The organism is Pontibacter indicus, from assembly GCF_900156345.1.
GTDB lineage: Bacteria > Bacteroidota > Bacteroidia > Cytophagales > Hymenobacteraceae > Pontibacter > Pontibacter indicus.
This window is the reverse complement of record NZ_FTPP01000004.1, coordinates 181,649-206,585: the sequence shown is the minus strand read 5'-3', so window position 1 is coordinate 206,585 and position 24,937 is coordinate 181,649. Positions and strand designations below refer to the sequence as shown.

Genomic DNA, 24,937 nt, shown 5'->3' with positions numbered 1-24,937 from the left:
CTGTTTAGACACTGAATAAAACCTGCATAATTCGGCAAACACTGTTTCGGCAAATAAGCAGACATCCGTACGTGCAAACTGTGTTACCTTGCCGGTTTGAGGCAAACGCCCAACTTATAACACCTTGTGCATGCCTCTGAACTTTTACGAATGCTAAGCCTTCCGTTCCCGAAAATTTTCAATCCGGGACTGTGTTAGCATCAAGGGTATAGCAGGTAGTTCTTGCGCATCTGCTTGTACTCGCTCAGCCCCGGCTCCCAGCTCTTCCGAATCTCCTCTTCAGAAACACCGGCAATGATCTGCTCCTTAAACTTCTTGGTACCGGCCAGCTTGTCGATGTTACCGATCTGGTTGCTCTGCTTGTAATCGAAGAAGCGCGCTTTGTCCGGATAAGCCTGGTACAGCTCGATCATCCAGCTCAGGTTAATTCTGCCGGTCTCCCGGAATTTGTTGATATCGTAGTTACGCAGGTCCAGCCCGTAACATACCTTGTCCTGGTGTAGGGGCGTCTCGGCCATCCCTTTTATACCTATCGGGGTGTAGCTGAAGGTATACTTGTCTTTCATATCCGGATGTCCCATTACAGTGAAGGGGAACATCGTGCCGCGACCGTGGTTAAAAATAGTGCCTTCAAAAAGGCAGGTAGATGGGTATAGCAGGATGGCCTGCTGTGTGTTCAGGTTAGGAGAAGGCGCCACGGGCAAGGTATAGGGCATGTCATGGGTGTAGTTTTTCACCTTCACAACTTTGAGCTTGCACTGAATGCCGTTTGCCAGCCACTTCTCTCCGTTAATCATCTGGGCAAACTCCCCTACCGTCAATCCGTGGGAAATAGGAATAGGATGGATTCCGATGCCTGACTTATTCTCCGGCTCCAGGATAGGGCCGTCTATCAGGAACCCGTTCGGGTTGGGTCTGTCCAGCACCATAAGCTCTACCCCGTTTTCGGCGCAGGCTTCCATCACGCGGTGCAGCGTAATCGTGTAGGTATAGAAGCGGGTGCCCACGTCCTGAATATCGAAGATTATCAGATCGATGTCAGCCAGGTCTTCTTTGGTTGGTTTGTTCTTGGCACCGTAGAGCGAGGCCACCTGAATGCCTGTCTTCGGATCTACGCTATCGGATACTTTAATACCGGCGGGCGCATCGCCCCGGAAGCCATGTTCCGGCCCGAACACCCGAACGATGTTCACGCCAAGGGCATGCAGGCTGTCCACGCTTGGTGTGTTGCCGATGATGGAGGTTTGGTTCACCACCATACCGATGCGCTTGCCTTTCAGGTAGGGCAGGTAGGCTTCGAGCTGGTCGGCACCCGTTACTATCGGAGTTTGTGCAGCTTCAGGTTTTGTTACAGTGCTCTGTGCAACCGGCGCAGTCTCCTGCTGCTGCGGTGTTTTGCATGAAGTTGTTGTCAGCAACAGTGCCAGCGCAGCGCTTGCCAGCAATCTCACATGGTAGAAAGTATACATAGTAGCTTTGTTTCTCTGGTGCCCTTCTGTTTCGTGGAATCGGCAGGAAGCAGAATTTGCAACTTTTTGCGACCCACTCAGACAACCAGCCTTTTTCCTACACTAATTAAGGCATTAATATTTCTATATACCAAATTTTATGCACATTTTTTTAGTAAATCCGCAAAAACATGCAGCTAAACCAATTCTCTATTGAAAGTTTGACAATCCAGAAAGCCTTTTGGCAGATCAGCGTCCGTTATACCTGTTCTGGCAAGGTCATATCGAGCACCTGCGTTTTAGGAATTTGTCAAGATCATGGTCAGTAAGTAAGCACTCATAATATAGAGTGGACCCTAACACCAGGTATAATACAACTAGGTATAGCATTTTTACCTACCGGCCTCTGGAAATAGTCTGCCGGAAATTTTAGCCTTGGACCTGCTTTGATAAACGCAGAAGTCTTTGCTAACTTAGTGGCTTCTAAAAGAGCATGTTGAAACTTTGTCTTATATATGGCCCTCACTTTGCAGCGGAAACCTGCATTTGCCACCTCAGGACGCCCGCTGGTGTCAGGCGGTTTTAGTACCGTTCTAGAGCCACTCGCCTGCACCTTCTCAGGAGCGCCTCAAAGTTTAACTATACACTAAGCACCCTATTGCACTATTCACCCTATATGAAAAAGAGTCTACTTCTTTTTTCTTTTCTGGTACTCCTAATCGGCCAGGCAATTGCCCAAGACGCGCCTTCCGGCAAAGCTTCGAAGCCTGCTGCCATTAAACTGCAATTCCCGACCGAGCCGGGCTGGAACGTGCTCAAAGAAGGGCAGCAGCTCGAGTTTGACCTGCAGGCCAGTGGTGGCTCCGGCACAGAATTCAGGTATAGCATCAAGCAAGGGAAGGTCGATGGCATGATCTTCGATTCGCTAGGCTATTTCTCCTGGACGCCCAACTACGATTTTGTGGACCGCCTGAGCAACGGGCGCGTGTTGCAGGTGATTTTTGAGGTCCGCAACGAGAAGGACGAGAGCGCCAGTCAGGTGGTAGACTTTAAGGTAGAGCATGTGAACCGTCCGCCAGTGGTAGGCGAACTGAAGCCGCTTTATGTGCGCTACAACGCCCAGAACACCTACACCATCGAGTCGGCGGCCGTGCAGGACGAGGATGAGGACCCGATCGTGTTTGTCGCTATTGCGGACGGCATGCCCGAGGGAGCCAAACTTTCGGCACAGGGAGAATTTACCTGGAAGCCTTCGCTCACGCAGTTCAACCGGCTGCGCAACAAGCCCCTGATGGTAGAGTTTTATGTAGAAGACCAGCCGACCAAGGCGCGTACCAAGGGTGCTTTTAAGGTAGAGGTAACGCAGCAGGACCTGCCCCCTACCCTGCAGATGATTCCTTCGCAGAAGCGCTTCGTGTACAAAGAGGATGCCACCCTGAACATCAAGTTTCAGATCTACGACCCGAACGGCGAACCCGACATCGCCTCGTTCAATTTTATTTCGACGAACACGAATGTGCCGGCCACTGCGCTGGTCAAAAACACGCCGTCGCAGTACGAATTTATTTGGCGCCCGGGCTACGACTTCGTGCGCGACCCACTTGACTCAGTAGCCTTCGAGATGACCTTTTTCGTGCTGGACAAATCGAACAAGCGCGACGAACGCACTGTGTCGTTTACCATACTCAACGCCGTGAACGAAGGTGAGAAGGACCAGAAACTCTACAACGAGTACCGCGCCTCGCTGGTGCGCGCCTGGGACCTGATGGAGCAACTGAAGGAAACCGAAAAAGACCTGAAGAAGAAGTATAACCGCGCCCGCAAAGGCAAAAAAGGCCGCTCTCTGGCTAATGCTTCGATGGGTGCCGTGACCGGTATAGCTCCTGTTGTGATAGATGAACCCGCCACGAGCAAGAAGATCACGACCATTGGCGGCACCACGGTGATGACCATCGGCACGCTGGAAGCAACGGAAGTGATTGGTCGCTCAACCAAAGACCTGGTGGAACGCCTGAACTATATCATCGAAAAGCGAAACGAGCTGCAGACCAAAGGCGATGTGTTTGCCCGTAAGTACGCACTCAAATCGTCGCGCCGCCGACCGGAGTTTTTGAAAGATGTAGATGACTTTGTGGCGGTGATGAACCTTAAAGGACTAGTCGCGTTGGAGTTGGATGCCAGTTGGAATAATAAGAGCAAAGCGAGTGATGAGAACATCGCCAAGACGTTTAAGGATTTCGGTTACGAGAGTCAGAATTAAGGGGTAAACTGTATTAGATTCTAGCTGCTATTTATAAAGTGATTTTTTGAGATTGGAAGCTCTGCTGGTGTATTACCAGCAGGGCTTTTTTGTTGCTGGTATAGCAGAAGGAGGTATGGCGCGAGCATTCGCGCTCGTGTCTGCTATCGTGGGGCCTCTTGCTTAGTGTAAGGTATAGCTATACCTAGCGTAGCTGCTGGCTAGCTATACCTTAAGCTGATTTGTTTTATAGCTTGCCCTGGCCGGGCGGGCCTTACTTTTTGTCTTGACACAAAAAGTAAGCAAAAAAGTCAAGACCCTCCAAACTCGCTGAACGCTCAAACAGTGGAGTGTCAAAAAGTGCACCTGGCACCGCTATGTGTTTCATCGTAAGCGTGAAAGTTAGTCTTCTTATACTTTTACCAGTGGTAGTTTGCTACAAAGTTTATATCTAGCACTGGTAATGGCAGAAAGTCCCCCTTCGAAGGGGGCAGGGGGATGACAATCGTTCCCAAACATATAGCTAGCTACAGCGCTTATACTTTGGAATGACAGTTACGGAAAGTTCCCCGCCTTAGACTTTTTAGAGGGCCCCTTCCCCCAGGAGGGATTAGGGATGGTTGGATCCGGTATAGTTATACCTTTGCTACACCGCATATTTCTTAGGAATAAGAGCTGCTGAAAAGACCACCTTTGAGAGCGATAACTCTATATAATAAGCATACCTTCTTGACGCACTCATTCTTTGCAATAGACAATCTTATCCATACTTCTATTCTAGGAAGATAAATCCCAAAAGCAACAAGAATAGCTTCTCAAAAAGCACTCTCGAAAACCGCTACAGTACCATACCTACACCAACTTCCCCCCACTCCCCTAAAAACAAAAAAAGCTGTAGGCGACCGTCACGGTGCTTCCAGCTTTTTGCTTTAGCCAAACTTTATATCTTAAGAAGCCAGGATCTTTTTGCCTAGCTCTATTTCTTCATCTAATATGGTATGCGGACGGCCAGGGTATACCTTGCGGGTCACTTTGGCACCCATACTTTCCAGTTGCTTTACAGTTTCGTCCACCCTGCTCACCGGCACATGCGAATCCGGGTCGCCGATGGTGATGAGGACGGGGGTGCCTTCGAAGTTGCCTTTGTAATTGGCTGCGTTCAGCTCCTCCCCTATCAGGCCGCCCGTGAAGATCAGCAGCCCGCCGTAGCGCCGTGCATGCCGACTTGCGTACTCGGACGTGAGGCAAGCGCCTTGCGAAAAGCCCGCCAGGTAAATTTCCTTACTCGCTATACCTTGGGCCAGTATACCCTGCACAGTTTCGTCGATCAGTTCCAGGGCCGAGTCCAAAGCGGGTTGGTTCTGGTCTGCCGGGGCCATGAAGCTGTAGGGATACCAGGTGTTGTTGGTGGCTTGCGGTGCAAAACGCGTGAAACCGTCCGCTCCCAGTTCCTGTGCCAGCGGCAATATGCTGGCCGCCGTGGCCCCTCTCCCATGAATCAGGATCAGCGCCTTGCCGGTTTCTGACAAGGGTTTGCCCTGCGTGCGTATGTCCTTCTCGTGTGTGTACATGCTATACCTTTCGTTTGTGTTTCAGAATATCGCTTTAGTCGAGACGCGGCAAAACAGCCTCTATTTTGGCCCTGTGCGGCTCGTACTGTGGTGGCAACAACAGCTTTTTGCCCAGGTCTTCTACAGACTCGTCTATCGCAAAGCCCGGGTTGTCGGTGGCGATCTCGAAGAGCACGCCGCCCGGCTCGCGGAAGTAGAGGGAGTAAAAGTAGTTGCGGTCTATCTTCTCGGTGATGTTAAAGCCTTTTCCGGCAATGATCTCCCGGAAATGCATGAGCACCTCCTCGTCCTTCACCCGGAAAGCGATGTGGTGATTGGTGCCTGCGCCGCCTTCGCCCCGCCCGATATTCGGGTTCTCTACGATATCGATGATGTTGGCGCTTTCTACCGCGTCGGTGCTATACCTGTAGCTGTTTCCTGTCTGGTCCTGCAAGGTATAGCCCAGAATATCGGTCAGGATGGCTGCCGTTTTCTCTGCCTTTTGCAAGGTCAGCGTTACGCTGTGGAAGCCTTTCGTTGCCACTGCCGCTTTTACTTCGTCGGTTTCCCAAGGCCTGCGGTTGTCAGCATTTTTAGGAATCACCAGTTCCAGCAGCAGGCCGTCCGGGTCCTGAAAAGGCAGGTACTGCTCCCCGAATTTCTCCGAAGGGCGACCGTAGCTCACTTTGTGCTCGTCGAAGCGCTTCATCCAGAAGCCGAAACTGCCTTCGGGCACAGCGTAGCCAATGTGCGTGGCCATACCTGCGCCGGCCTTTCCGCGGCGCGCGCCCTTGTAAGGGAAGAAGGTCAGGATGGTGCCCGGGCTTCCTGCTTCATCGCCATAATAAAGGTGATAAGTACCGGGATCATCGAAATTGACCGTCTTTTTGAGCAGCCGCAGCCCCAGCGTTTTGGTGTAAAAATCCAGATTGCTCTTGGCCGAATCTGCGATGGCTGTGATATGGTGGAGTCCTAAGATGCTGTCTGCCATGGTACTGACTAATAAATAACTGGTGTTTAGGTATACGTTGGGCCAGGTGTTCTATGTCATTCCGAATGTGTGTGAGAAATCAGAAGACTATTGCTTCCGGTTCTCACACATTCGAAACAACACTTAAAACCTTAAGCCTGCTTTACAAGCTGTATTTCAGCCTGTAATCTGATATCGTCGCTCACTACCACGCTGCCCGCTTCGGTTACGGCGTTCCAGGTAAGGCCAAACTCTTTGCGGCTGATCTTGCCGGTTACTGTGAAGCCTGCCTTGTGCTGTCCGTAAGGATCTACCACTGTACCGCCAAATTCCACGTCCACGGTTACAGGCTTGGTGTTGTTACGGATGGTCAGGTCGCCGTGCAGTTTGTAGTCGTTGCCGCCCACGTGCTCGTAGCGTGTGCCCACAAAGCGCACTTCACTGTGGTTGTCGGCGTCAAAAAAGTCGGCTGACTTTAGGTGCGTGTCGCGCTGCTCGTTGTTGGTGCTGATCGAGTTCACATCGGCCGTGAACACAATGTTGCTGGCGCCGTTGAAATTCTCGTCTTCGCTCTCCGCCTCTACGCTGAACTTCTCGAAATAACCTGTCACGGTCGTGATCATCAGGTGCTTTACTTTGAACTGTACTTCGCTGTGTGTTGGGTCAACTGACCATTTTACTTGTGCCATGATTTTAATCTTATCGTTTTAGTGTGAATGTTTCTCTGCTGCAAATCTACAACAAATGTATAGACTTTAAATGTATATACATTAATTATTTTAAAAAGGTTTCCTTTCTCCCGGAAAAACAGCCCTACGCCTACGGTGTTGCCTGAATAAATTCCCTGCAGAAGAATGAGGCATCCCGAGGCATCAGGTCTAATTTGTTTTACCTGCACTTTAGTCCTTTGCAATGATGGGTTACAGAAGCTTTATTTAGATAGATGATCGGTTAGACCTGCTATTGACCCAACTGCCCCGTTTGGAGTAAGCGTTGTCCTCAACATGAAGCCGTTCTGCAAAAGATTTAAAAGTTACAGGCAAAATCTGGAGCTGTGCAATCAAATATTGCATTTACTCCCAATCTTAAGCCCTCAAAACTTTCATTTTCAAAAAATCTTCTGTATACTTGCTTTATGTGCAATCGATTGCGCACATTTCGAAAACATAATTATGGCACACAATACTTTAAAGGTTCATCCACAGGATAACGTAATCGTTGCATTGACTGACCTGCAGGCAGGTGATGTGGTAGAATTCAATGGCAGACAGATTGGGATCGTTACCAACATACCTGCTAAGCACAAGTTTGCCGAGCAGCAGCTTGCACCGGGCCAGGAAATCATCATGTACGGCTCCCTGGTGGGCAAAGCCGTGGAGGCCATACCTGCCGGCGGCATCCTGACCACAGGCAATGTGAAGCACCAGGTGTCGGGCTTTACAGGCAAGACCAAAACCATTGGCTGGCAGGCGCCCGACGTGTCTAAATGGGTGGACAAGACTTTCCTGGGCTACCACCGCGAAGACGGACAGGTAGGCACAGGCAACTATTGGCTGGTGATTCCGCTGGTGTTTTGCGAAAACCGGAATGTGGACACCATCAAGCAGGCTTTCATGGAGACGCTCGGCTTTGGGCACCAGGACCTGTACAAATCCTACGTGCAGCAGATGGTGGAGCTGTACCAGGCGGGCAAAACAGAGCAAATTGCTCAACTGCCGCTCAGCTCGACCCCCTCTAACGGACAGCACCGCATTTTTGAAAACATCGACGGCATTAAGTTCCTGACTCACGAAGGCGGCTGCGGCGGCATTCGCCAGGACTCAGACATGCTGTGCGCTTTGCTGGCCGGTTACATCCACAACCCCAATGTGGCAGGCGCCACTATCCTGAGCCTGGGCTGCCAGAACGCGCAAGTGCCTATTCTTGAAGAGCGCATCAAAGCGCTTAATCCGAATTTCTCCAAGCCGCTCATCATACTGGAACAGCAAAAAGAGGGCACAGAGCAGGAGTTGCTCACATTGGCCATCCGACGCACATTCCTGGGTCTGGTAGAGGCCAATAAACAAAAACGTGCGCCTGCACCGCTGAGCAAACTGGTGATCGGGCTGGAGTGTGGAGGCTCTGATGGCTTCTCTGGCATTTCGGCCAACCCGGCTGTAGGTCATGTATCAGACCTGGTGGTTGCGCTGGGCGGCAAGTCCATGCTGTCGGAGTTTCCGGAGCTGTGCGGTGTGGAACAGGAGCTTATCAACCGCTGCGTAGATGATAAGTCGGCTGACCGTTTTGTGGAGCTGATGCGTGCCTATGAAAGTGCGGCTATAGCATCTGGCTCTGGTTTCGACATGAACCCTAGCCCGGGCAACATCAAAGACGGCCTGATTACGGATGCCATCAAGTCGGCGGGGGCGGCCAAGAAAGGCGGTACTTCCCCTGTGGTAGACGTCCTGGACTATGGTGAGTATGCCACAAAGCCAGGCTTGAACCTGCTCTGCACGCCGGGCAACGACGTGGAAAGCACGACGGCCATGGCTGGCTCAGGCGCGAACATTATCCTTTTCACGACAGGCCTCGGCACGCCAACCGGTAACCCAATAGCTCCAGTAATTAAAGTATCGTCCAACACGAAGCTGGCCCTGCGTATGCCGGACATCATTGACGTGGACACAGGCCCGGTAATAGCCGGCGAGAAAACCATAGAGGAGATGGGAGAGGCAATGCTGGACTTTATTATCGAAGTAGCCAGCGGCAACATCCAATCCAAAGCACAGCTCTTGGGTCAGGATGACTTCATACCTTGGAAACGTGGCGTGTCATTGTAATACGCCTGACCGATAAATAAATAGTTTTTGCGTTTGTTAAATAGGGGTGAAGGCCGGCTCTTCTTAGGAGGAGCCGGTTTTTTTAATACCTGAGTTTAACTGTGAGCTGCTTACTTTGTACTGAAACGTACTGCTTTGATCGCACCTTTGAACCAGGAGCGCTTATCCATGCGGGTGCCAATGGAGGTGCTGGCAGTAGGACTAATGGGCAGGTAGGTGATCTTTCCTGATACCTCTTCCACTCCATTTACAAAGCCTGTCATTTGCCCCTGCCTGTAATGTAGCTTGATGGTAGCCCATTCATTAACAGGATGTGTTCTCGTAGAGTCGATCAGGGTGAGGGCTGCGTTTTCAGTTCGCATGAAGAAGTCGGCATACCACTGTTGTCGGCTGTTGAGCCGAAGCTCGATCAGGATTCTTCGATCTGGATTGCCAGGGTGCTGTATGTGCAGAAAGCGCTGCTCAATGTTGTCGGGATAACCAGCATAAGGCATAAACTCCACCTCTATTTCAAACTCCTCTGCTCCGGCAATGGGGTTCGAGTTGATCAACAACCCATCCTCTATACCATCAAACGCAATTGCCTTTTCCCCTGCCCCCACATCAATCAACCGCGGGTTACCCCATACGGTTGGCTGATGTGCCGCAATAGATACCAGGGAGTTTAAGGTCCATACCTTCTCATCAGGCTGTGGTGACTGTGTTCTGGGTTTAGAGCAGCTTATACCTGACAGGCATGTAACGCCAAGCATCACTCCTACTGCAGCGCTTATCCACCACGTCCGTTTGTTTTTCATTTCGTTTATACCTGCTAAGCACATCTTTTGCAGTACCGACACCCTACTTTTTAACAACTCTATCCGCCAGTTCCAGCTTCTGATCCCTTATGCCGGCCAGCACCAGCTGGGCCATCTTGCGGGCGCCTAGTTCGCTGAAATGGGTGTTATCGTCTTTGCCTTCGGGATAATTTGGATGTTCGCCCGCTTCTAATTGCAGGAAGAGGTGCTTAGAACCTTCCACTCCGAATTGCTGCAGCAGCTCCTGGCTTTTCCGGTCCAGGTCAATCAGAGCCACTTTCCGCTGTTTGGCTACTTCCCGTACAATGGCTGCGTACTCCTCGTGCGTTCCCACTATTTTACCGGCCTCATCAAACTGGCGGCGGGCAGCGGGTGTGAGCAACACAGGTATAGCTTTTTTCTTTTGCGCCTCCGTGATAAAGCGATTCAGATTGGCACGGTACTGGTCTTTCGGGGTATAGCTTTTCTTTGTTTCTACCTCATCGTTATGGCCGAACTGGATGAACACATAGTCACCGGCCTGCAAGTGATCTGACACGGGTTGCCACAGCCCCTCCTCTATAAAAGTGCGGGTACTGCGACCATTCTTAGCGCGGTTGTCTACCGTCACACTGGAGTCAAAGAAATGCACAAAGGGCATTCCCCAGCCCGTCTCCGGATAGGCCTTGGTTTCCTTAATGGAGATGGTGGAATCCCCGATCAGGTATACTTTGATGGGTTTCTTCTGCTGGGCAGGAAATAAAGACATCAGAAATGCGGTGGTTAAAAGAAGGAATATTTTCATACTAGTTCTTTGTGATTGTTCATTATGTATAGCTACTTACCTATGTTACACAGGTATAAGGTATAAACTGGAGCATTTAATTAAAGCTTCTCCTCTGTTTACCTCAGTATCTCAGTTTCAATTTGCAGGCAAGACTACTTTTTCCCCATTGATGGTGACGTTTTCAAGTTGGATGTTCTTCACATTAGAAAATTTGTAAGGTTCCTCCACCCCATTTATCTCCACATCCACCAGGCGCAAGTTCTCTACCGGCGATTGTTCATACCCTTCCAGCAGCACGCCTACCTTGCCTCCGTTGCGTACCTTCATGTTGAGCACCTCAACGTTTCGTACAGTCGGCATAAACGAGCCGGAGTCTTCGTAAAACATGTTCACGCGAATCACTTGCTGTGCCACCTGCCCCACCTCGATGTTGCGCAGGTATACGTTCTCCACAACACCGCCCCGCATGGAGCTCGTCTTGATGCGCAGCGCCCTGTCCAGGAGCGGGCTGTTCATCCTGCAGTTCTCCGCGAACACGTTGCGCACGCCTCCCGATATCTCGCTTCCGATCACGACTCCCCCATGCCCATTTTCCATCGTGCAGTTCTGTATAACGATGTTCTCACTGGGCACATTGATGCGTCGGCCATCGGCGTTTCTGCCCGACTTGATAGCGATGCAGTCGTCCCCGGTATTGAAGTGGCAGTCCTTTATCAGCACGTTCCGGCTCGACTCCGGGTCGCAGCCATCCGAATTCGGGCCTTGACTTTCGACAGTCACTCCCTGAATGGTCACGTTGGTGCAAAGCACAGGGTTCAGAATCCACATCGGTGAATTGATGATCGTCACACCCTCAATCAGCACATTTTCGCAACGGTAAGGCTGTACAAATTGCGGCCGCAGATATGAGCCTTCCCCAAACTTCCGCTCACTTACCGGCACACCGTCCTCTGCCATCTGAAACAGCGCAGCTCGCGGCTCCGTCTGATTTGGCGTACCTTCTATCCAGCCATGTTTTTTCTGTCCTTTCCAGGGCCACCAGTTGGTTTCGTTGGCCTGTCCGTCCAGGATACCCTCTCCGGTTATGGCAATATTCTTTTGTTCGAAGGCGTAAATCAGAGGCGAATAGCCCATCAACTCCACGCCTTCCCAGCGGGTATGCACCAGAGGTAGGTAATCAGCGGGGTCAGTTGAGAAAAGTATAGTGGCCCCTTTTACCACATGCAGGTTTACGTTGCTCTTTAAATGGATAGGCCCTGTCAGGAACCTGCCCTCTGGTACCACAACCCTTCCGCCTCCGGCCTCGACACAGGCCATGACTGCCTTCCGGAATGCCTCGGTACAATCAACGGTCCCATCCCCAACGGCCCCATACGCAGTAACCAGGAAATCTCTGTCCGGAAAAGACGGTGGAGATATTTGGCGCAGAATGTCCTCTACTTTATCCCAGGCATCGGTCTGCGTGCTTGCCTGCTCCCGATTCTCCTGAAGAGGCTGGTAGCATGAACCTAGAAGCTGCAAACAGCAGGTTAAAAAAGCCAATAAATGATACTTTCCCATAATCAGTAATTTGCGATGAATGTTCAGATGTAGCCAGAGGGCTGTTCTTTACTAGCTGTCCTGCTCTTTCTCGGTCAGCATGCTCGTGCCTCTTTTGCAGAGTTGCACCGCCAGGCCCCAGGGGTCGCGCAGCATCACTAGATGGGAGCCATCTTCCAGGTGCTGCTCTGTTACCAGCGTGGCACCAGCTTTCACCAGACGGTCTTTGTCCGCAGTCGGGTTTTGTGACACAAAGGCCAGGTGCACCAACAGGGGGTTCATTTCCCGGTAGGGCGGTACTTTATCTGCCGGGTTCAGGTATATCTCCACCATAATGCGGCCACTGTCATCGGCCAGAAAAGTCATAAAGGGCGCCTGCTCCATCTGCCGCACTATTGTCATGCCCAAATGCTCCACATACCATGCCGCCATGGCTACCGGGTCTTCTACATTCAGGGCAAAGTGTTCTAATTTCATATGGGTAATCTCTGTTCATTTATTTCAGCCACTTATCCAGCCAGGCAAAGGCATCTTCCTGCATGGCGATGGTCATGGAGTGGGGCACGTCGTAGTAGTTGCACCTGAATTTATCTCTTGCTTTCATCTTATCATAGATGGCCGCAAGTTTATGCTCCGCAGCTTCCATACCTGCCGGATTGAAGAGTTTGTCCTGCTTGCAGTTAAGCACCAGCAAAGGCCGGGGTGCGTTCAGCGAGGCTACGTCCGGGATATCCAGGTATAAGTTTTGTCGGGGCACGTACATCATCCAGGTATGGCGGGTGTGGTTGCGCAGCATGTGCTCAAAAGTGGTGGAGAAAGCGGCCACTATACCTGTCTTGATCCGGGAATCCATCCCGAAGAGGTACGTACTGCGCAGCCCGCCCAGTGACAGGCCGATGCAGCCGATCCGCTCCGGGTCCACCTCCGGCCGCGACAGCAAATAGTCAATCGCTACACGGTCGCTTTGCACGATCATGCCCAGCCAGGTAGTGCCCGCCGCCAGCACCGTTTTGTTAATAGCCGCCTCGTGTCCGTTGGCAAACTTATTAAAGGCCACGATATCGGTATCGCTGTCACCGGTCAGCTGCTTGCGGTAGTTTTTGGTCAGGTCATCGTTTACCTGTTCCGGATCCAGCCTTTGAGAACCGAAGTAGGGAGCATCCGGTGAGAGCACGATAAACCCCTTTTTGGCCAGCTCGTCGGCATAGGTTCTGCCTTCGTACAGGTTCTGGATATATGTCCTGAGCACCTCCGGCTGATCATCCGTCAGGTTATGTTTTTCTTTGCCAAAAAAGTAAAAACCGCCGTGGTCGTGCAGGGCGATCACAGCAGGAGCTGGCTTGCTCAGATTGTCCGGTATAAGCAGGTAGGCCTCTGTTTGCTGATGCGCACTCACGTTGTAGCGCACCAGGTGTTGGGTATAGCCGTCGCGTTTGGTGGTGCTGACGACCTGACTCTCCAGTGGCACAGGCGCCGGATTATAAGCCAGCAGTTCCTGCAGCTTTCCCTTTGCCTCCCGCCGCCACTTTTCTGTATTGCGATGTTTGCTGTTCAGGAACGAAAGGCTACTGTTCCGTTCAGCGGCGTGCGATTGGAGCAGCGGATAAAAATTCCCCACATCCGACTTCTGTGCATCGGCAGTGGCAGCAACCAGCATCAGCCATACCCATAAGTATACCGTCGTTGCTAGTTGGCTCCTCTTGCTCCACCCCTGTTTGATCACCTTCACAATTTATACTTAAGCAGGTATACCTGTTCCCAAAGTTGGGGCTATACCTTAGTTTAACTTCAACAAATAAGTTTTTCCTTTTTCAGTTTCCAGGTCCATCTCCAGCACATCGGCTATACCTGTCGTCTGCACTTGTGCTTTGTCTGATACCAATGGCTCTTTGATGGCCGCTTGCTGGTAAAAGAAGTTCGTGTTCTCACCAGTCGCTTCTTTCAGGTTACCCTTGCCGGCAAGTTGCAAAAGGTCGCTTGTTCTGATGCGGCAATTACCGCCCAGTTTGGAGTGGATTTTCAGGGTTTTGACCTTTCCTGCCTCCCAGGCCATGTCTATCACAAAGCCGCCTCTCGCTACCAGTCCTTTTACCTCACCGCTTTGCCACACATCGGGCAGCGCCGGAAGCACATGCAGCGCCCCGTCGTGGCTCTGTAGCAACATCTCGGCTATACCTGCCGTGCAGCCAAAATTACCATCGATCTGGAAAGGTGGGTGCGCGTCGAACAGGTTTGGATAGGTGCCGCCGCTCTCGCCTTTGCCTTCCGTTCCGGCAGGTGTCAGTTGGTCCTGTATCAGTTTGTAGGCGCGGTTGCCATCGAGCAGCCTGGCCCACAGGTTCACTTTCCAGCCCATCGACCAGCCCGTGGATTTGTCGCCACGGTAAACGAGTGAGTTTTTGGCGGCCTCGAACAGTTGGGGATGGCGGTAAGGCGAAACCTGGTTGCTCGGGAATAAGCCGTAAAGATGGGAAACGTGACGGTGTTTGTCATCCTTTCTGTCCATGTCCTGCAGCCACTCCTGCAACTGGTTGTGCTGCCCGATCTGCATCGGCGGCAGCTGGTCGCGCATAATGCGTAGCGAGTCGGCAAAGGCTTTGTCCAAATTCAGCACTTCAGACGTCCTGATCACATTGCTGAAAAGATCAAAGATAAGCTGGTTGTCCATGGTGGTGCCGGCGGCAATGGAGACACCGCTCTGGTGTTTGTTCTCCGGCGACATAGACGGGCTCACCACCAGCCATTTGTTTGTGGGCTCCTCCTGCAGCACATCCGCATAAAACATAGCCGATCCTTTCAGCACAGGGTATACCTCTTTCAAGAAAGCCTGATCGCCGGTATAGAGGTAATGCTGCCACAAATGCTGCGTCAGCCAGGCGCCTCCCATTGGCCACATGCCATAAAAGGCACCGTCTATCGGGCCGGTTATCCGCCAGATGTCCGTGTTGTGGTGCATCATCCAGCCCCGGGCGCCATACATTTTAGAAGCGCTCTCCCTACCCGATTCCGACAGGTCTTTCAGCATGCTGAACAAGGGGCTGTGCATTTCCGAGAGGTTGGTTACTTCCGCGGGCCAGTAATTCATTTCGGTGTTGATGTTGACGGTATACTTGCTGTCCCAGGGCGGTGCGATTTTGTCGTTCCAGATGCCCTGCAGGTTGGCAGGCTGTGTACCCGGCTGAGAACTGGAGATAAGCAAATACCGGCCGAACTGAAAATACAGTGCCGCCAGATGCGGATCGTTCGAACGGGCAAAGGCAGCTAGCCGTTCATCGGTCGGTTTCTGCAGATCCGCTGTTGTGCCCAAGTCAAGGGAAGCCCGGTCGTAGTAGTTTCTGTAGAAAGCTGTATGCTCCGCTTTTGCTTTCTTATACTTCTTTTTAAGCGCACCAGCCAGTAAACTGGCAGCTTTTGCCTCGCCGTCGCCACTCAGGTCGCTGTAGCTTTTGAAGTTTGTGCCGATGGAGATATAAAGTGTGGCGGCATTGGCTCCGCTTACCTGTATACCTTCCGGGGTGCTGGTGATCTTGCCTCCCTCTGTTTCAGGCTGCACCAGCGTCTGGAATTTCACCTTGCCCTTCTTGTTGTCCACGTCACCGGAAACACCGCTCAATATCAGCTGATTGCCCTGTGTTCTGACCGTGTAATTTTTGTGGGGACTATCAGCCGAAAGGGTAAAGTTCAGGCTCCTGGGCTTGTCGGCTGTCAGGCGCACGATCACCACGTCATCGGTAAAGGACGAGAACATTTCGCGTCTGTACGTAACGCCGTTTACTTTATAAGATACCGTTGCAATGGCCTGCTGAATGTCCAGGTCGCGGTAATAGTCTGTGGCCTGCTCGTGGCCCGGGAAGGAAATAAACAGGTTGCCAACCGGCTGGTAGGGCATGCCATAATTGTTATCGGCGGTAGGTTGGCGGGGAAGTTTCTCCATGGCCAGGTCCTGCGCTTCTTTGTGCTTCCCTGCGATAATAAGCGCTCTGATTTCGAGCAGGGCGCTGTTCAGGGCAGGCAACACATTGTTACCCGGTTCCCCGGCCCAAACCGTTTCCTCGTTTAGCTGCAACTGCTCCCGTGCCGGCTGGCCGAACACCATGGCACCCAGACGACCGTTCCCCAGTGGCAGTGCTTCGTTCCAGTTGGCGGCAGGCTGTTTGTACCAGAGCTTGTAGTATATGCTGGCTGTATTCTGGGCTGAAGCGCTGCTTACACTAAACCAAAGAGAGAGAAAAAACCATAGAAAGGGTTGTCTGATGTTCATATTATCCAGTCGGGTGATAGGTGAACGATCCCATACTGTATAGCACAGGTAATTGATTTCTTAGCTGTAGCTCAACTATGTTATTTCTTAGCTGCCGCTTTTGCCTCTCCCAAATTCTGCATACCTCTGAAAACCAACTGCGCAACTGCAGTCGCCCCTTCCGGCTGAAAGTGCGTGTTATCCTTCAGCCCTTCCGGGTAAGCGGTATACTTGCCGGCAGGCAGGTTCATGAAATAGTTATCCGTTACGTAGTCTTGACCTCTGGCCGTGAAGGCCTCAATGGAAAGCTGGGTCAGGTCGACCAGCTGCACGTTCAGCTCCCTAGCCACATCTTTTACAGCTTGTGGATAATCGCCGTGCACGTTACTCAACTTGCCGTCCTCCCAGGGGTAGTTGCGGTTCACGGGTGTCAGCAGAATAGGTATAGCGCCCTTCTCGCGGGTTTGGTGCACGAACAGGCGGAGGTACTCTTTGTAGGCAGTCACATTGGTATAGCGTTCCGGTTTGTTTTCAGCGGCGTCGTTATGGCCAAACTGCATCAGCACCAGGTCGTTTTTCTGCAGCGAACGGTAGACCTCTGCCCAGCGCCCTTCCTCAAAAAAGGTGCGGGTGCTACGCCCGCCCCTGGCTTTGTCAGCCACTATCACGCTATCAGCTTTAATCAGGTGCCGGAGCTTGCTCAGGCTATCCGGACGCATAAAGGGCTGGAACATTTGTCCCCAGCCGGCAATTGGATAACGGGTGGTCATGTAGTCCTTCTCGTCATAGTCGCCGGTATAGTCGGCCACGGTGGAGTCACCGATCAGGTATACAGTGACAGGTTTCTTTTTGAAAGGTACAAATGCCACTAGCACGAGGCTCAATGCTAGTGCGGCAATTCCGAAAGCTAGCTTCTGCATAATATTGTTCTATTAGGTAAAGGCTATTGGTGAGAGAAGATAAAAAAGCATGGCCCTAGGGTGACCATGCTTAGTGTTTCAAATGAAAGTTCTTACTACTCGATGTTGAGTGCCGTACCAGTCAGGTCTTTTCCTTTGGATACCTGCTTGGCAGCGTCTTTAAAGTCTTTTTTCTCCAGGCGCACCTTCTCGGTTTTCGGTCCCAGCACGCGCACGGCTGGCTCCTTGCTCTCGTTGAAGCTAAAGCCCGTGATATCGATGTTCTTGCTATTGTAGATGGTTAAGGCAGGACCTTGCTCCGTTTCCACCCTCACGTTTTTAAGCACAATGCCGTCGGAGTCTACAGCAGTTATACCTTTCTTCGCCTTCAGCACGGCATTTTCGATGTTCACATTCTGCAGGTTCATCTCTGGCAAGCCTTGCAGGGCCAGCGCCTCGTCAGCGCCTGCCACCCGGATGTTCTTCATGTAGATGTTGCGGAAAGACGGGGTCTCTTCTGTTACCGGCATCAGGCGCTCGTCACGCTTTTCTGTTTCTGCCTTCTGGGTAGCTTCCAGCACAGGAGAATTGCCACCGTAGAACAGGTTAAAGCTGATGGCCTGGGTCGGGATGTTGATCATGTCGATGTTGGAGATGTAGATGTTCTCGACCACCCCACCACGACCGCGTGTACTCTTGAAGCGCAGACCAATGTCGGTGCCGATGAAGGTACAGTTGGAAACATGCACATTTTTCACCCCGCTCGACATCTCGCTACCCACTACAAAACCACCATGTCCGTGGTATACCACGTTGTTCTTCACGATCACGTTTTCGGTAGGTATACCGCGCTCACGTCCGTCTTTGTCTTTGCCGGACTTGATGCATATGGCATCATCGCCCACGTCGAACGTGTTGTTGTAAATGACAGAGTTCTTGCATGACTCCAGGTCCAGACCGTCGCCGTTCTGCGAATACCAAGGGTTGCGCACGGTCAGGTTACGGATCGTCACGTCCTCGCACATAAGCGGATGAATGTTCCAGGCCGGGGAGTTCTGGAAGGTAGGCCCGTCAAGCAGGACCTTCTTGCAGTTTACCAGGCTAACCATGACAGGTCGCATGAAGTCCTTTATCGGCTCAAACTGATGTTTCTCCGTCAGGTCAAGCGGCACGTTGAAGTTACCGGTCACCGCTCCGCGCTTAGAACTTTCCGTCGGATACCAGACCTTGCCGTCATCACGCAGCACGCCTCCTGAATTTACCAGTTTTTTCCACTGCCCTTCAGTCATTTTATCTTTCTTCACCGGTCTCCAGGCATCGCCGTTTCCATCGATCACACCTTTGCCGGTAATGGCTACGTTCTCCAGGTCACGACCTGAAATCGGCGACTGGCAACGGAAGGTGTTCAGGCCTTCGAAGCTGGTTTTCACAAGCGGATAGTCGTCAAAATCCTTGCTGAACAGCACCAGGGCACCTTCCTCTACGTGCAGGTTGATGTTGCTTTTGAGCACAATGGGCCCTGTCAGCCACATACCACGCGGCACGATCACTTTGCCTCCTCCTTTGGCTACTACATCGGCTATGGCTTTCTCAAAGGCTGCCGTGTTTTTTGTCAGGCCGTCGCTTACGGCCCCGAAATCTGTAATGCTGACGCTGTAGTTGCCAAATGTTGGCTCCTGCACACGCGGCATATTGAACTCAATGCCTTCGTATACCCAATCGGTATTGGCAGTGCTGTTTACTGCTGCGACAGGTGCACTGGTATTGGCTGTAGTTGTGGCGGCTGGTTGTTGCTGACAACCGAACTGCAGCGCACCGGCTATACCTGCCAAAAGGAACATGCGGTTTTTAAAGAACTTCTTCGTAATCATATCTTCAGCTTTAGTCTCTTACAGAAATTTTAGTTGGGTTTGGGGTGATGCGGAACCAGTCGACATCAGCGAAACCGGAGTCGTTCGTTTTGCCGGGACGTGTTGCAAACAGGCCCACCTTGGCGCCAATCCAGCGACCGGGCACCGCCGTGAAAGGAGCTCCCACATTTTTAAAAGTCGTACCGTCTTCGCTGTAACTGAACTGGCACTTCGCGTCTTTGTCCACACTCACCCGGAAATGCACCTCGTTACCATTTAGCTTGCCCAGCACCTCTTCATTTTCAGGTGTACCTTTGTCTGCTTTGGTAGCGGTATTGTAAGTCAGGTATAGCCCATCGGGTTTGCTCACCAATGAAACGTAAGCATAGTTCTCGCCCATCACGATCAGGCCGCTGCGTTCGTCCTGCAGTTTTGGGTTGGGTGTGAATTTGAGCTTGGTGGTGGTTGTAAAGGTCTCGGCCGGAAACTTCTGCAGCAGGAGGTTCGGCACATCCCAGTAGTTTTTGAAATCTTCCGGCAACTGCTCCGTAAACAGGCGCAGCTGTCCTTTGGTACCTGTCGGGAAGGCCCAGGTGGCTTTCGGGTTGGCATGCCACTGCCACTGCAGCCCCAGGGTATGGCCGTCAAACTCGTCTGACTCTGGTGGAGTAGCTACCGGGTATACCTTGCCGACGTTTGGTTTCTGGTAAGTCAGCACGGGTTCGCCTTTGCCATCGCCGTCTTTGTCCTCCCCAATCACCGGCCAGTCGTTCACCCACTTCACTGGGTTGAGGTGCACCACCCGGCCATAAGCTTCTATGTCCTGAAAATGGATAAACCAGTCCTCGCCGGTGGTGGTCTCTACCCAGGCGCCCTGGTGCGGACCGTTGATCGGTGTATTACCCTGGTCCATCACGATCTTCTCTTCGTAAGGGCCATATACATTTTTAGAACGCAGCACCAATTGCCAGCCCGTGGCCACACCTCCTGCCGGTGCAAAAATGTAGTAATAGCCGTTACGCTTGTAGAACTTCGGTCCTTCCACGGTCGGGTGCGCGTCGTGCCCATCAAATATCATCATGCCTTCGTCCAGTACACTGGTGCCATCCGGGCTCATTTTGTTGAGGGTCAGGATGCTCTTTATACCTGCCCGGCTTCCGGCCCAGCCATGCACCAGATAGGCCTTGCCGTCTTCATCCCAAAACGGACAAGCGTCGATCAGGCCTTTGCCTTCCTTCACCAGTACCGGCTTCTCCCAAGGACCTGCCGGATTTTTGGTCTTCACCATGTAGATGCCGAAATCCGGATCGCCCCAATAAATGTAGAACTCACCGTTCTGGTGGCGTATGGCAGGCGCCCATACCCCGTTGCCGTGCTGTGGCTTGGAGAAATGGTCATAAGGCTGGTTGCGGTCCAGCGCGTAGCCAATAATCTTCCAGTTCACGAGATCGTTGGAGTGCAGAATCTGCAGACCAGGTATAGCATTGAAGCTGGAGGAGGTCATGTAATAGTCTTCGCCCACCTGCACCACATCGGGGTCGGAGTAGTCGGCATGCAGGATGGGGTTCTTATACCTGCCATCTCCCAAATCGGCCACCCATACCTCCGAAACAGGGGCTGGAGTTGGCTGAATCGTCTCTGCAGTTGCGTTTTTACTACCCTGCTGCGCCAGACCTGAGCAGGAACTGAGCAGAAAAGAAAAACAAACGGCAGCGTAAAGTACAGGTTTCTGAGTCATGGCAATCGTGTTTCATTAATGTAAGGGTCTATTTACTGGCTGTGTCGAATTTTTCTCCCGGTATCCAGCCATCGAATATTTTCTCTAAGGTATAATCCGCCAACTGCTTTTTGCTGAGCTGGTGCGACCACTTCACCCGCTTGCCTGCTTTGGCACCCGGCCCTTTGGATTTGTACTCGGCGTAGAATGTTGTCTGCTCGGCCTCCGGTTTGTTCCAGTTGTGCCAGCCTTCTGGCTTGATATGCGGCCCGAGGTAGCTGTTGATGAATACCGTTTTGGCGTGTGGCCTCCAGGGACGGCCGAGGTAGTAAGAGTCTTTCGGAGCGTCGCCGGTAAGCCGGCAGTTGAGGAACACGAACCCGTAAGGTGCGCCCTCCAGTGTAGAGGCAGCCGTCACGTAACTCCCCCCCTTTTTGCTGAAAATCTCGCAGTTCTCAAACACAGCCGTGGACCAGCCAAAGATAAAATCGGTCGTACCTTCGATGTAACAATTCTTGTAATACTGCCGGCTTTTTTCGCCGTGCGGGTATAGGGTGTCTTGGTTACCCAGAAAACGGCAGTTGGTGAACATCACCCGGTCGCCGTCGATGCGCACCGCCACCGCCTGTCCTACCGGACCAGCCGAGTTCTCAAACGTGATGTTCTCTGCTGAGAAATCATCCCCGAACACAAAAAAGCTGGTAGAGCCAGTAGTGCCCATCTCCTCGCCGAAGCGGTTCTTTTTGGAGGCGTAATCGTCGTAGGTCAGGATGGTATGCTGCACATTCTCCCCCACCAGTTTCACCATGGTTTTGGAAGTAGGAAGCACCAGCTTCTCCTTGTACACCCCGTTTTTGATGTAGATGGTGGTAGTGTTTTTGCGAAAATCCGGCACGGCATGAAGGGCTTCCTGCACTGTCTTAAAATCACCGCTACCGTCCTTCGCCACTACAAAGTCATACTGCTTCTGTGCCTGCACCTGCACCAGGAAAAGACAGAACAGCAGCGTAAGAAGGGCGGTATACCTGGCAGATGTCAACATGGCTATCGGGTTACTTCGTGGATACTTTCGATTGGTTCAGCTCTTCAAACACGAGCGAAGCCATGATAAAAGGTGCTACCGCTTTGGGGTCATTATCCCGGCGCTCCTCGTTGATGTAGTACTCATAGGTGCCATCGCGGTAAGGCGTACCACCCAGCCCAGCCACAGCACATACATTCGTGATGCTGATGGTGCCATCCTCGTTCTTCTTGATCAGGTTATTGAGTATACCATCATACCCTTTCTGCGCCACCTGCATATACTTCTGATCAATAAGGCCGTTTTTAGCCGCTTTCACCAGGAAGTAAGTGTACATGCTGGATGCCGAGCCTTCCAGATAATTGCCATCTCTGCTTCCCTGGTCTACCACCTGATACCAAAGTCCGGTGTTCTTGTCCTGGTACTGCTCCAGGGCTCCAGCCATCTTCTGGGTTATCTGAAGTATCTCGTCTCTTCTTGGGTGGTCTTTCGGGAAGAAGTCCAGCACATCTACCAGCGCCATGGCATACCAGCCCATGGCGCGTCCCCAAACATGCGGCGACTTGCCTGTTTCAGGGTCAGCCCACTTTTGCTCACGGCTCTCATCCCAGCCATGATGCCAGAGGCCTTTCTCACTGTTCCAGGTATACTTGTCTACCAAAACGATTTGATTGGCCACGTCGTCAAAAATGGCAGGCTCGTTGAACTCCACAGCGTATTGCGCCAGAAATGGAGAGGCCATGTACAGGCCATCGAGCCACATCTGGTGCGGGTAAATTTTCTTGTGCCAGAAGCCTCCCTCTTTGGTGCGGGGATGGGTGCGCATCTGGTCGCGTAGTTCCTCTATCGCCAGTTTATACTTGTTGTCACCGGTTTCCTTGTGGAGCTCCATCAGGAACTTGCCCGGGTTCACACGGTCGATGTTGTAATCAGCCTTCTTGTAGGTCATGATCGTGCCGTTCTCACTGATCATGGTGTCGGCAAAAGCCTTGATATAGTTCAGGTACTTCTCTTCGCCTGTTTTCTCCCATACCTGCTCAATGGCACTGGCAAACAAGCCCTGGGTATAATCCCACTTTGGCTTGTCTTTGAAATCAATCATCCACCCCTCCGGGTTTCGTTTGATGTCAGAGTCAGCCATCCACACGGACCACGGCTTTTCAGCGGCCACGGTCTGGGTCTGGGCAGTGTTTTCTGTTGCCGATTCTCCCGAGCTACAGGCAGTGGCTACAGCCAGCAGTACAGGCAAGGTATATTTTGCAATCTTCATAGGTTTTGTAAAAAGGTGTTTCCTTCGTTTAGCTTCATCCTGTGTAGCTGATTTGAGGGGGAGGATTACTAACTCCCCCTCAGAACCGGCTAGTTGTATCCCTCGTTCTGCTCGAACTCGCCCGGGTTAGAAACCGCATCGAGCTGAGCCTGCGGAATTGGCCGGAGCACATGGAAAGGCTGTATGTTCGGCGCAGCATCCGGATTAAACTTCTTCACCCGCTCTATCAGTTTGTCGGTGCGCTTCAGGTCGAACCAGCGCTGTTGCTCTCCGGCAAACTCGCGTGCCCTCTCATCCAGAATAAAATCGATGTTCAGTTGGTCTGCCGTCACCTCCATCTCCGCCTGCTTGCCCGGCAATGCGGCCCTTCTGCGAACAGTGTTGATGTAATTTACAGCTTCTCCGGTATTTCCCTGCATCATTTCTGCTTCGGCGGCGATCAGGTATAACTCAGCAAGACGAATTACAAAGGCATCGCGCTGGCCCTGCTGCTGGGAGATGGTCAGGCGGTTAGGCTCCAGAAACTTCTTCAGCGACATATACCTGTCACGCACCACTGGCGCATCACCGGCATTCACATTGTAAGTTCTGCTTCTATCGATGATCGTATACTTTTTGGCATCCTTTCGCGCGTTAGATATCACATTCTTGCTAGCAAAGATAGCCGTATCACCTGCTGCAAAAGTCACATTCACCTCGCTCCCGTTCGACAGCGTCTTTTTATAAGTACCGGGCTTGTTGGCATACCATACCGTTTCGAAAGTCGCATTGAAACGGGCATCCTTGGTCTCATCAAACAGGTCGAGCAAATGGGCTGTCGGCATGAAGCGGGCGAAGGGGCGTCCGTAGCGCATATCACGCTGCATACCTGCCACCTGGTCATAGGTCATCAGGAAGAACAGGTGCGCATTGTTGCCGCCATCGCGCAGCAGGATATCGTCGCTGGTGCTGGCAGTGGGTCCGTCAAACTCCCGGTTCAGGATCAGATCAGCCGTAAAGTTGACATGCCACACGATCTCAGAATTTTTGACATTGCTGATGCTCCAGAGGTTCGCATAGTTGGGCACCAGGCTGAAGCTGTAGTCGCTGATCACCTTCTTGGCCAGGCGCGCCGCTTCCGGATAGTTTTTGCGGTAAAGGTGCATGCGTGCCATAAAGGCCTCTGCCGCAGGTTTTGTCACGCGACCGTACTGCGAGCTGGTGGGCGCCAGGTTATCGGCAGCGAACTGCAGATCCTCAAATATCTGGTTGTAGAAGGCCTCAACCGGAGTCCGGTTAGCAGTTGTTACCAACCCGATAGACTCTTCCGTTGTCAGGTGCACACCGCCCCATGTCTCCACGATGTGCCAGAGGTAAAAGGCCCTCAGAAAGCGGGCTTCTGCCAGCCTCGTTGTCTTCAGGTTCTCGGCCAGGGCAGACTCCGGGATTCTTTTGACAGCGGCGTTGCAGGCATTAACTGCAGAGTAAAAACGGGTCCAGTAAAAGTTGATGGGCGCGTTGGCGCCAGACAGGTCTGAATTGTAGAGCGCCACCGGCGGATTTTCCATACCGTTTCCTCGGGTGAAGATGTCGGTGCCGGTCTCTGTCAGCGCGATACCATTCTCCTTGCCATACCAGAAGCGCATGGGCGTATACAGGGAGTTCACCAGGCTTTCCGCACCCTCTGCTGTTTTGTAGTAGGCTTCAGAGGTAAGACCCGATTTGTTTTCTTCGTCCAGGAAAGACTCGCAGGAAGCTGTGCCCAGGAGAAGAACTGGAATAAGTATGCTATAGAATATCTTTTTCATGATTGCAGATTTTAAATGTTCTTCA

General features: G+C 52.0%; 18 protein-coding genes. 2 read left to right on the top strand and 16 right to left on the bottom strand.

Translation table 11 applies throughout. From position 1 onward, the window contains the following. Positions 1 to 200: 200 nt before the first annotated feature. Positions 201 to 1,469 (bottom strand): exo-beta-N-acetylmuramidase NamZ family protein, encoded by a 1,269-nt coding sequence (locus tag B0B12_RS17815; protein WP_076671720.1) that lies wholly within the window; start codon positions 1,467 to 1,469, stop codon positions 201 to 203. A gap of 655 nt (positions 1,470 to 2,124) precedes the next feature. Here B0B12_RS17815 and B0B12_RS17810 point away from each other — a divergent pair. Beyond that, complete coding sequence (locus B0B12_RS17810) at positions 2,125 to 3,708, top strand: hypothetical protein (protein WP_076671718.1); 1,584 nt, start codon at positions 2,125 to 2,127, stop codon at positions 3,706 to 3,708. Positions 3,709 to 4,634: 926 nt separating this feature from the next. On the opposite strand, the gene B0B12_RS17805 is transcribed toward B0B12_RS17810, so the two are convergent. The 3 genes from B0B12_RS17805 to B0B12_RS17795 all read right to left on the bottom strand — a co-directional run bounded on the left by B0B12_RS17805 (position 4,635) and on the right by B0B12_RS17795 (position 6,896). Then, positions 4,635 to 5,258, bottom strand: coding sequence for an alpha/beta hydrolase (locus B0B12_RS17805; RefSeq protein WP_076671715.1), 624 nt, complete (start codon positions 5,256 to 5,258; stop codon positions 4,635 to 4,637). Positions 5,259 to 5,292: 34 nt separating this feature from the next. Then, positions 5,293 to 6,228 (bottom strand): ring-cleaving dioxygenase, encoded by a 936-nt coding sequence (locus tag B0B12_RS17800; RefSeq protein WP_076671713.1) that lies wholly within the window; start codon positions 6,226 to 6,228, stop codon positions 5,293 to 5,295. 131 nt (positions 6,229 to 6,359) lie between these two features. Next, positions 6,360 to 6,896, bottom strand: coding sequence for a YceI family protein (locus tag B0B12_RS17795; protein WP_076671711.1), 537 nt, complete (start codon positions 6,894 to 6,896; stop codon positions 6,360 to 6,362). Positions 6,897 to 7,379: 483 nt separating this feature from the next. Here B0B12_RS17795 and B0B12_RS17785 point away from each other — a divergent pair, with 483 nt between their 5' ends. Then, positions 7,380 to 9,026: a UxaA family hydrolase gene (locus B0B12_RS17785; protein ID WP_076671705.1), complete on the top strand. Its 1,647-nt coding sequence runs from the start codon at positions 7,380 to 7,382 to the stop codon at positions 9,024 to 9,026. Between the two features lie 110 nt (positions 9,027 to 9,136). On the opposite strand, the gene B0B12_RS17780 is transcribed toward B0B12_RS17785, so the two are convergent. The 12 genes from B0B12_RS17780 to B0B12_RS17725 form a co-directional block, all read right to left on the bottom strand. Next, the gene (locus B0B12_RS17780; RefSeq protein ID WP_244554761.1) at positions 9,137 to 9,823 is read right to left on the bottom strand and encodes a LamG-like jellyroll fold domain-containing protein; all 687 of its coding nucleotides are present in this window, start codon (positions 9,821 to 9,823) and stop codon (positions 9,137 to 9,139) included. Between the two features lie 43 nt (positions 9,824 to 9,866). Further along, positions 9,867 to 10,571, bottom strand: a complete 705-nt coding sequence (locus B0B12_RS17775) for a rhamnogalacturonan acetylesterase (RefSeq protein ID WP_244554760.1) — start codon at positions 10,569 to 10,571, stop codon at positions 9,867 to 9,869. 153 nt (positions 10,572 to 10,724) lie between these two features. Next, positions 10,725 to 12,149, bottom strand: coding sequence for a glycoside hydrolase family 28 protein (locus tag B0B12_RS17770; protein ID WP_076671701.1), 1,425 nt, complete (start codon positions 12,147 to 12,149; stop codon positions 10,725 to 10,727). A 51-nt stretch (positions 12,150 to 12,200) separates the two neighbouring features. Beyond that, positions 12,201 to 12,605 carry a VOC family protein gene (locus tag B0B12_RS17765; protein WP_076671699.1) on the bottom strand — a complete coding sequence of 135 codons (405 nt, stop codon included), beginning with the start codon at positions 12,603 to 12,605 and terminating at the stop codon, positions 12,201 to 12,203. Between the two features lie 19 nt (positions 12,606 to 12,624). Then, the gene (locus B0B12_RS17760) at positions 12,625 to 13,857 is read right to left on the bottom strand and encodes a dienelactone hydrolase family protein (RefSeq protein WP_076671697.1); all 1,233 of its coding nucleotides are present in this window, start codon (positions 13,855 to 13,857) and stop codon (positions 12,625 to 12,627) included. A gap of 48 nt (positions 13,858 to 13,905) precedes the next feature. Continuing rightward, positions 13,906 to 16,389, bottom strand: coding sequence for a glycoside hydrolase family 95 protein (locus B0B12_RS17755; RefSeq protein WP_076671695.1), 2,484 nt, complete (start codon positions 16,387 to 16,389; stop codon positions 13,906 to 13,908). An 80-nt stretch (positions 16,390 to 16,469) separates the two neighbouring features. Beyond that, a complete protein-coding gene (locus B0B12_RS17750; protein ID WP_076671693.1) occupies positions 16,470 to 17,288 on the bottom strand; it encodes a rhamnogalacturonan acetylesterase in 819 nt (272 codons plus the stop codon). A 95-nt stretch (positions 17,289 to 17,383) separates the two neighbouring features. Next, on the bottom strand, positions 17,384 to 19,138 hold the full coding sequence (locus B0B12_RS17745; RefSeq protein WP_076671691.1) for a glycoside hydrolase family 28 protein: 1,755 nt from the start codon (positions 19,136 to 19,138) through the stop codon (positions 17,384 to 17,386). Between the two features lie 10 nt (positions 19,139 to 19,148). Continuing rightward, positions 19,149 to 20,855 (bottom strand): glycoside hydrolase family 43 protein, encoded by a 1,707-nt coding sequence (locus tag B0B12_RS17740; RefSeq protein WP_076671689.1) that lies wholly within the window; start codon positions 20,853 to 20,855, stop codon positions 19,149 to 19,151. 28 nt (positions 20,856 to 20,883) lie between these two features. Then, complete coding sequence (locus tag B0B12_RS17735) at positions 20,884 to 21,876, bottom strand: pectinesterase family protein (protein ID WP_076671686.1); 993 nt, start codon at positions 21,874 to 21,876, stop codon at positions 20,884 to 20,886. A gap of 10 nt (positions 21,877 to 21,886) precedes the next feature. Then, a complete protein-coding gene (locus B0B12_RS17730; protein WP_076671683.1) occupies positions 21,887 to 23,125 on the bottom strand; it encodes a glycoside hydrolase family 88/105 protein in 1,239 nt (412 codons plus the stop codon). A gap of 89 nt (positions 23,126 to 23,214) precedes the next feature. Then, positions 23,215 to 24,912 (bottom strand): RagB/SusD family nutrient uptake outer membrane protein, encoded by a 1,698-nt coding sequence (locus B0B12_RS17725; protein WP_076671680.1) that lies wholly within the window; start codon positions 24,910 to 24,912, stop codon positions 23,215 to 23,217. Positions 24,913 to 24,937: the final 25 nt, after the last annotated feature.

Coding starts and splice junctions, on each gene's coding strand:
- B0B12_RS17815 (WP_076671720.1), bottom strand. CDS start 1,469: ATGTATACTTTCTACCATGTGAGATTGCTGGCAAGCGCTGCGCTGGCA.
- B0B12_RS17810 (WP_076671718.1), top strand. CDS start 2,125: ATGAAAAAGAGTCTACTTCTTTTTTCTTTTCTGGTACTCCTAATCGGC.
- B0B12_RS17805 (WP_076671715.1), bottom strand. CDS start 5,258: ATGTACACACACGAGAAGGACATACGCACGCAGGGCAAACCCTTGTCA.
- B0B12_RS17800 (WP_076671713.1), bottom strand. CDS start 6,228: ATGGCAGACAGCATCTTAGGACTCCACCATATCACAGCCATCGCAGAT.
- B0B12_RS17795 (WP_076671711.1), bottom strand. CDS start 6,896: ATGGCACAAGTAAAATGGTCAGTTGACCCAACACACAGCGAAGTACAG.
- B0B12_RS17785 (WP_076671705.1), top strand. CDS start 7,380: ATGGCACACAATACTTTAAAGGTTCATCCACAGGATAACGTAATCGTT.
- B0B12_RS17780 (WP_244554761.1), bottom strand. CDS start 9,823: ATGAAAAACAAACGGACGTGGTGGATAAGCGCTGCAGTAGGAGTGATG.
- B0B12_RS17775 (WP_244554760.1), bottom strand. CDS start 10,571: ATGTCTTTATTTCCTGCCCAGCAGAAGAAACCCATCAAAGTATACCTG.
- B0B12_RS17770 (WP_076671701.1), bottom strand. CDS start 12,149: ATGGGAAAGTATCATTTATTGGCTTTTTTAACCTGCTGTTTGCAGCTT.
- B0B12_RS17765 (WP_076671699.1), bottom strand. CDS start 12,605: ATGAAATTAGAACACTTTGCCCTGAATGTAGAAGACCCGGTAGCCATG.
- B0B12_RS17755 (WP_076671695.1), bottom strand. CDS start 16,389: ATGAACATCAGACAACCCTTTCTATGGTTTTTTCTCTCTCTTTGGTTT.
- B0B12_RS17750 (WP_076671693.1), bottom strand. CDS start 17,288: ATGCAGAAGCTAGCTTTCGGAATTGCCGCACTAGCATTGAGCCTCGTG.
- B0B12_RS17745 (WP_076671691.1), bottom strand. CDS start 19,138: ATGATTACGAAGAAGTTCTTTAAAAACCGCATGTTCCTTTTGGCAGGT.
- B0B12_RS17740 (WP_076671689.1), bottom strand. CDS start 20,855: ATGACTCAGAAACCTGTACTTTACGCTGCCGTTTGTTTTTCTTTTCTG.
- B0B12_RS17735 (WP_076671686.1), bottom strand. CDS start 21,876: ATGTTGACATCTGCCAGGTATACCGCCCTTCTTACGCTGCTGTTCTGT.
- B0B12_RS17730 (WP_076671683.1), bottom strand. CDS start 23,125: ATGAAGATTGCAAAATATACCTTGCCTGTACTGCTGGCTGTAGCCACT.
- B0B12_RS17725 (WP_076671680.1), bottom strand. CDS start 24,912: ATGAAAAAGATATTCTATAGCATACTTATTCCAGTTCTTCTCCTGGGC.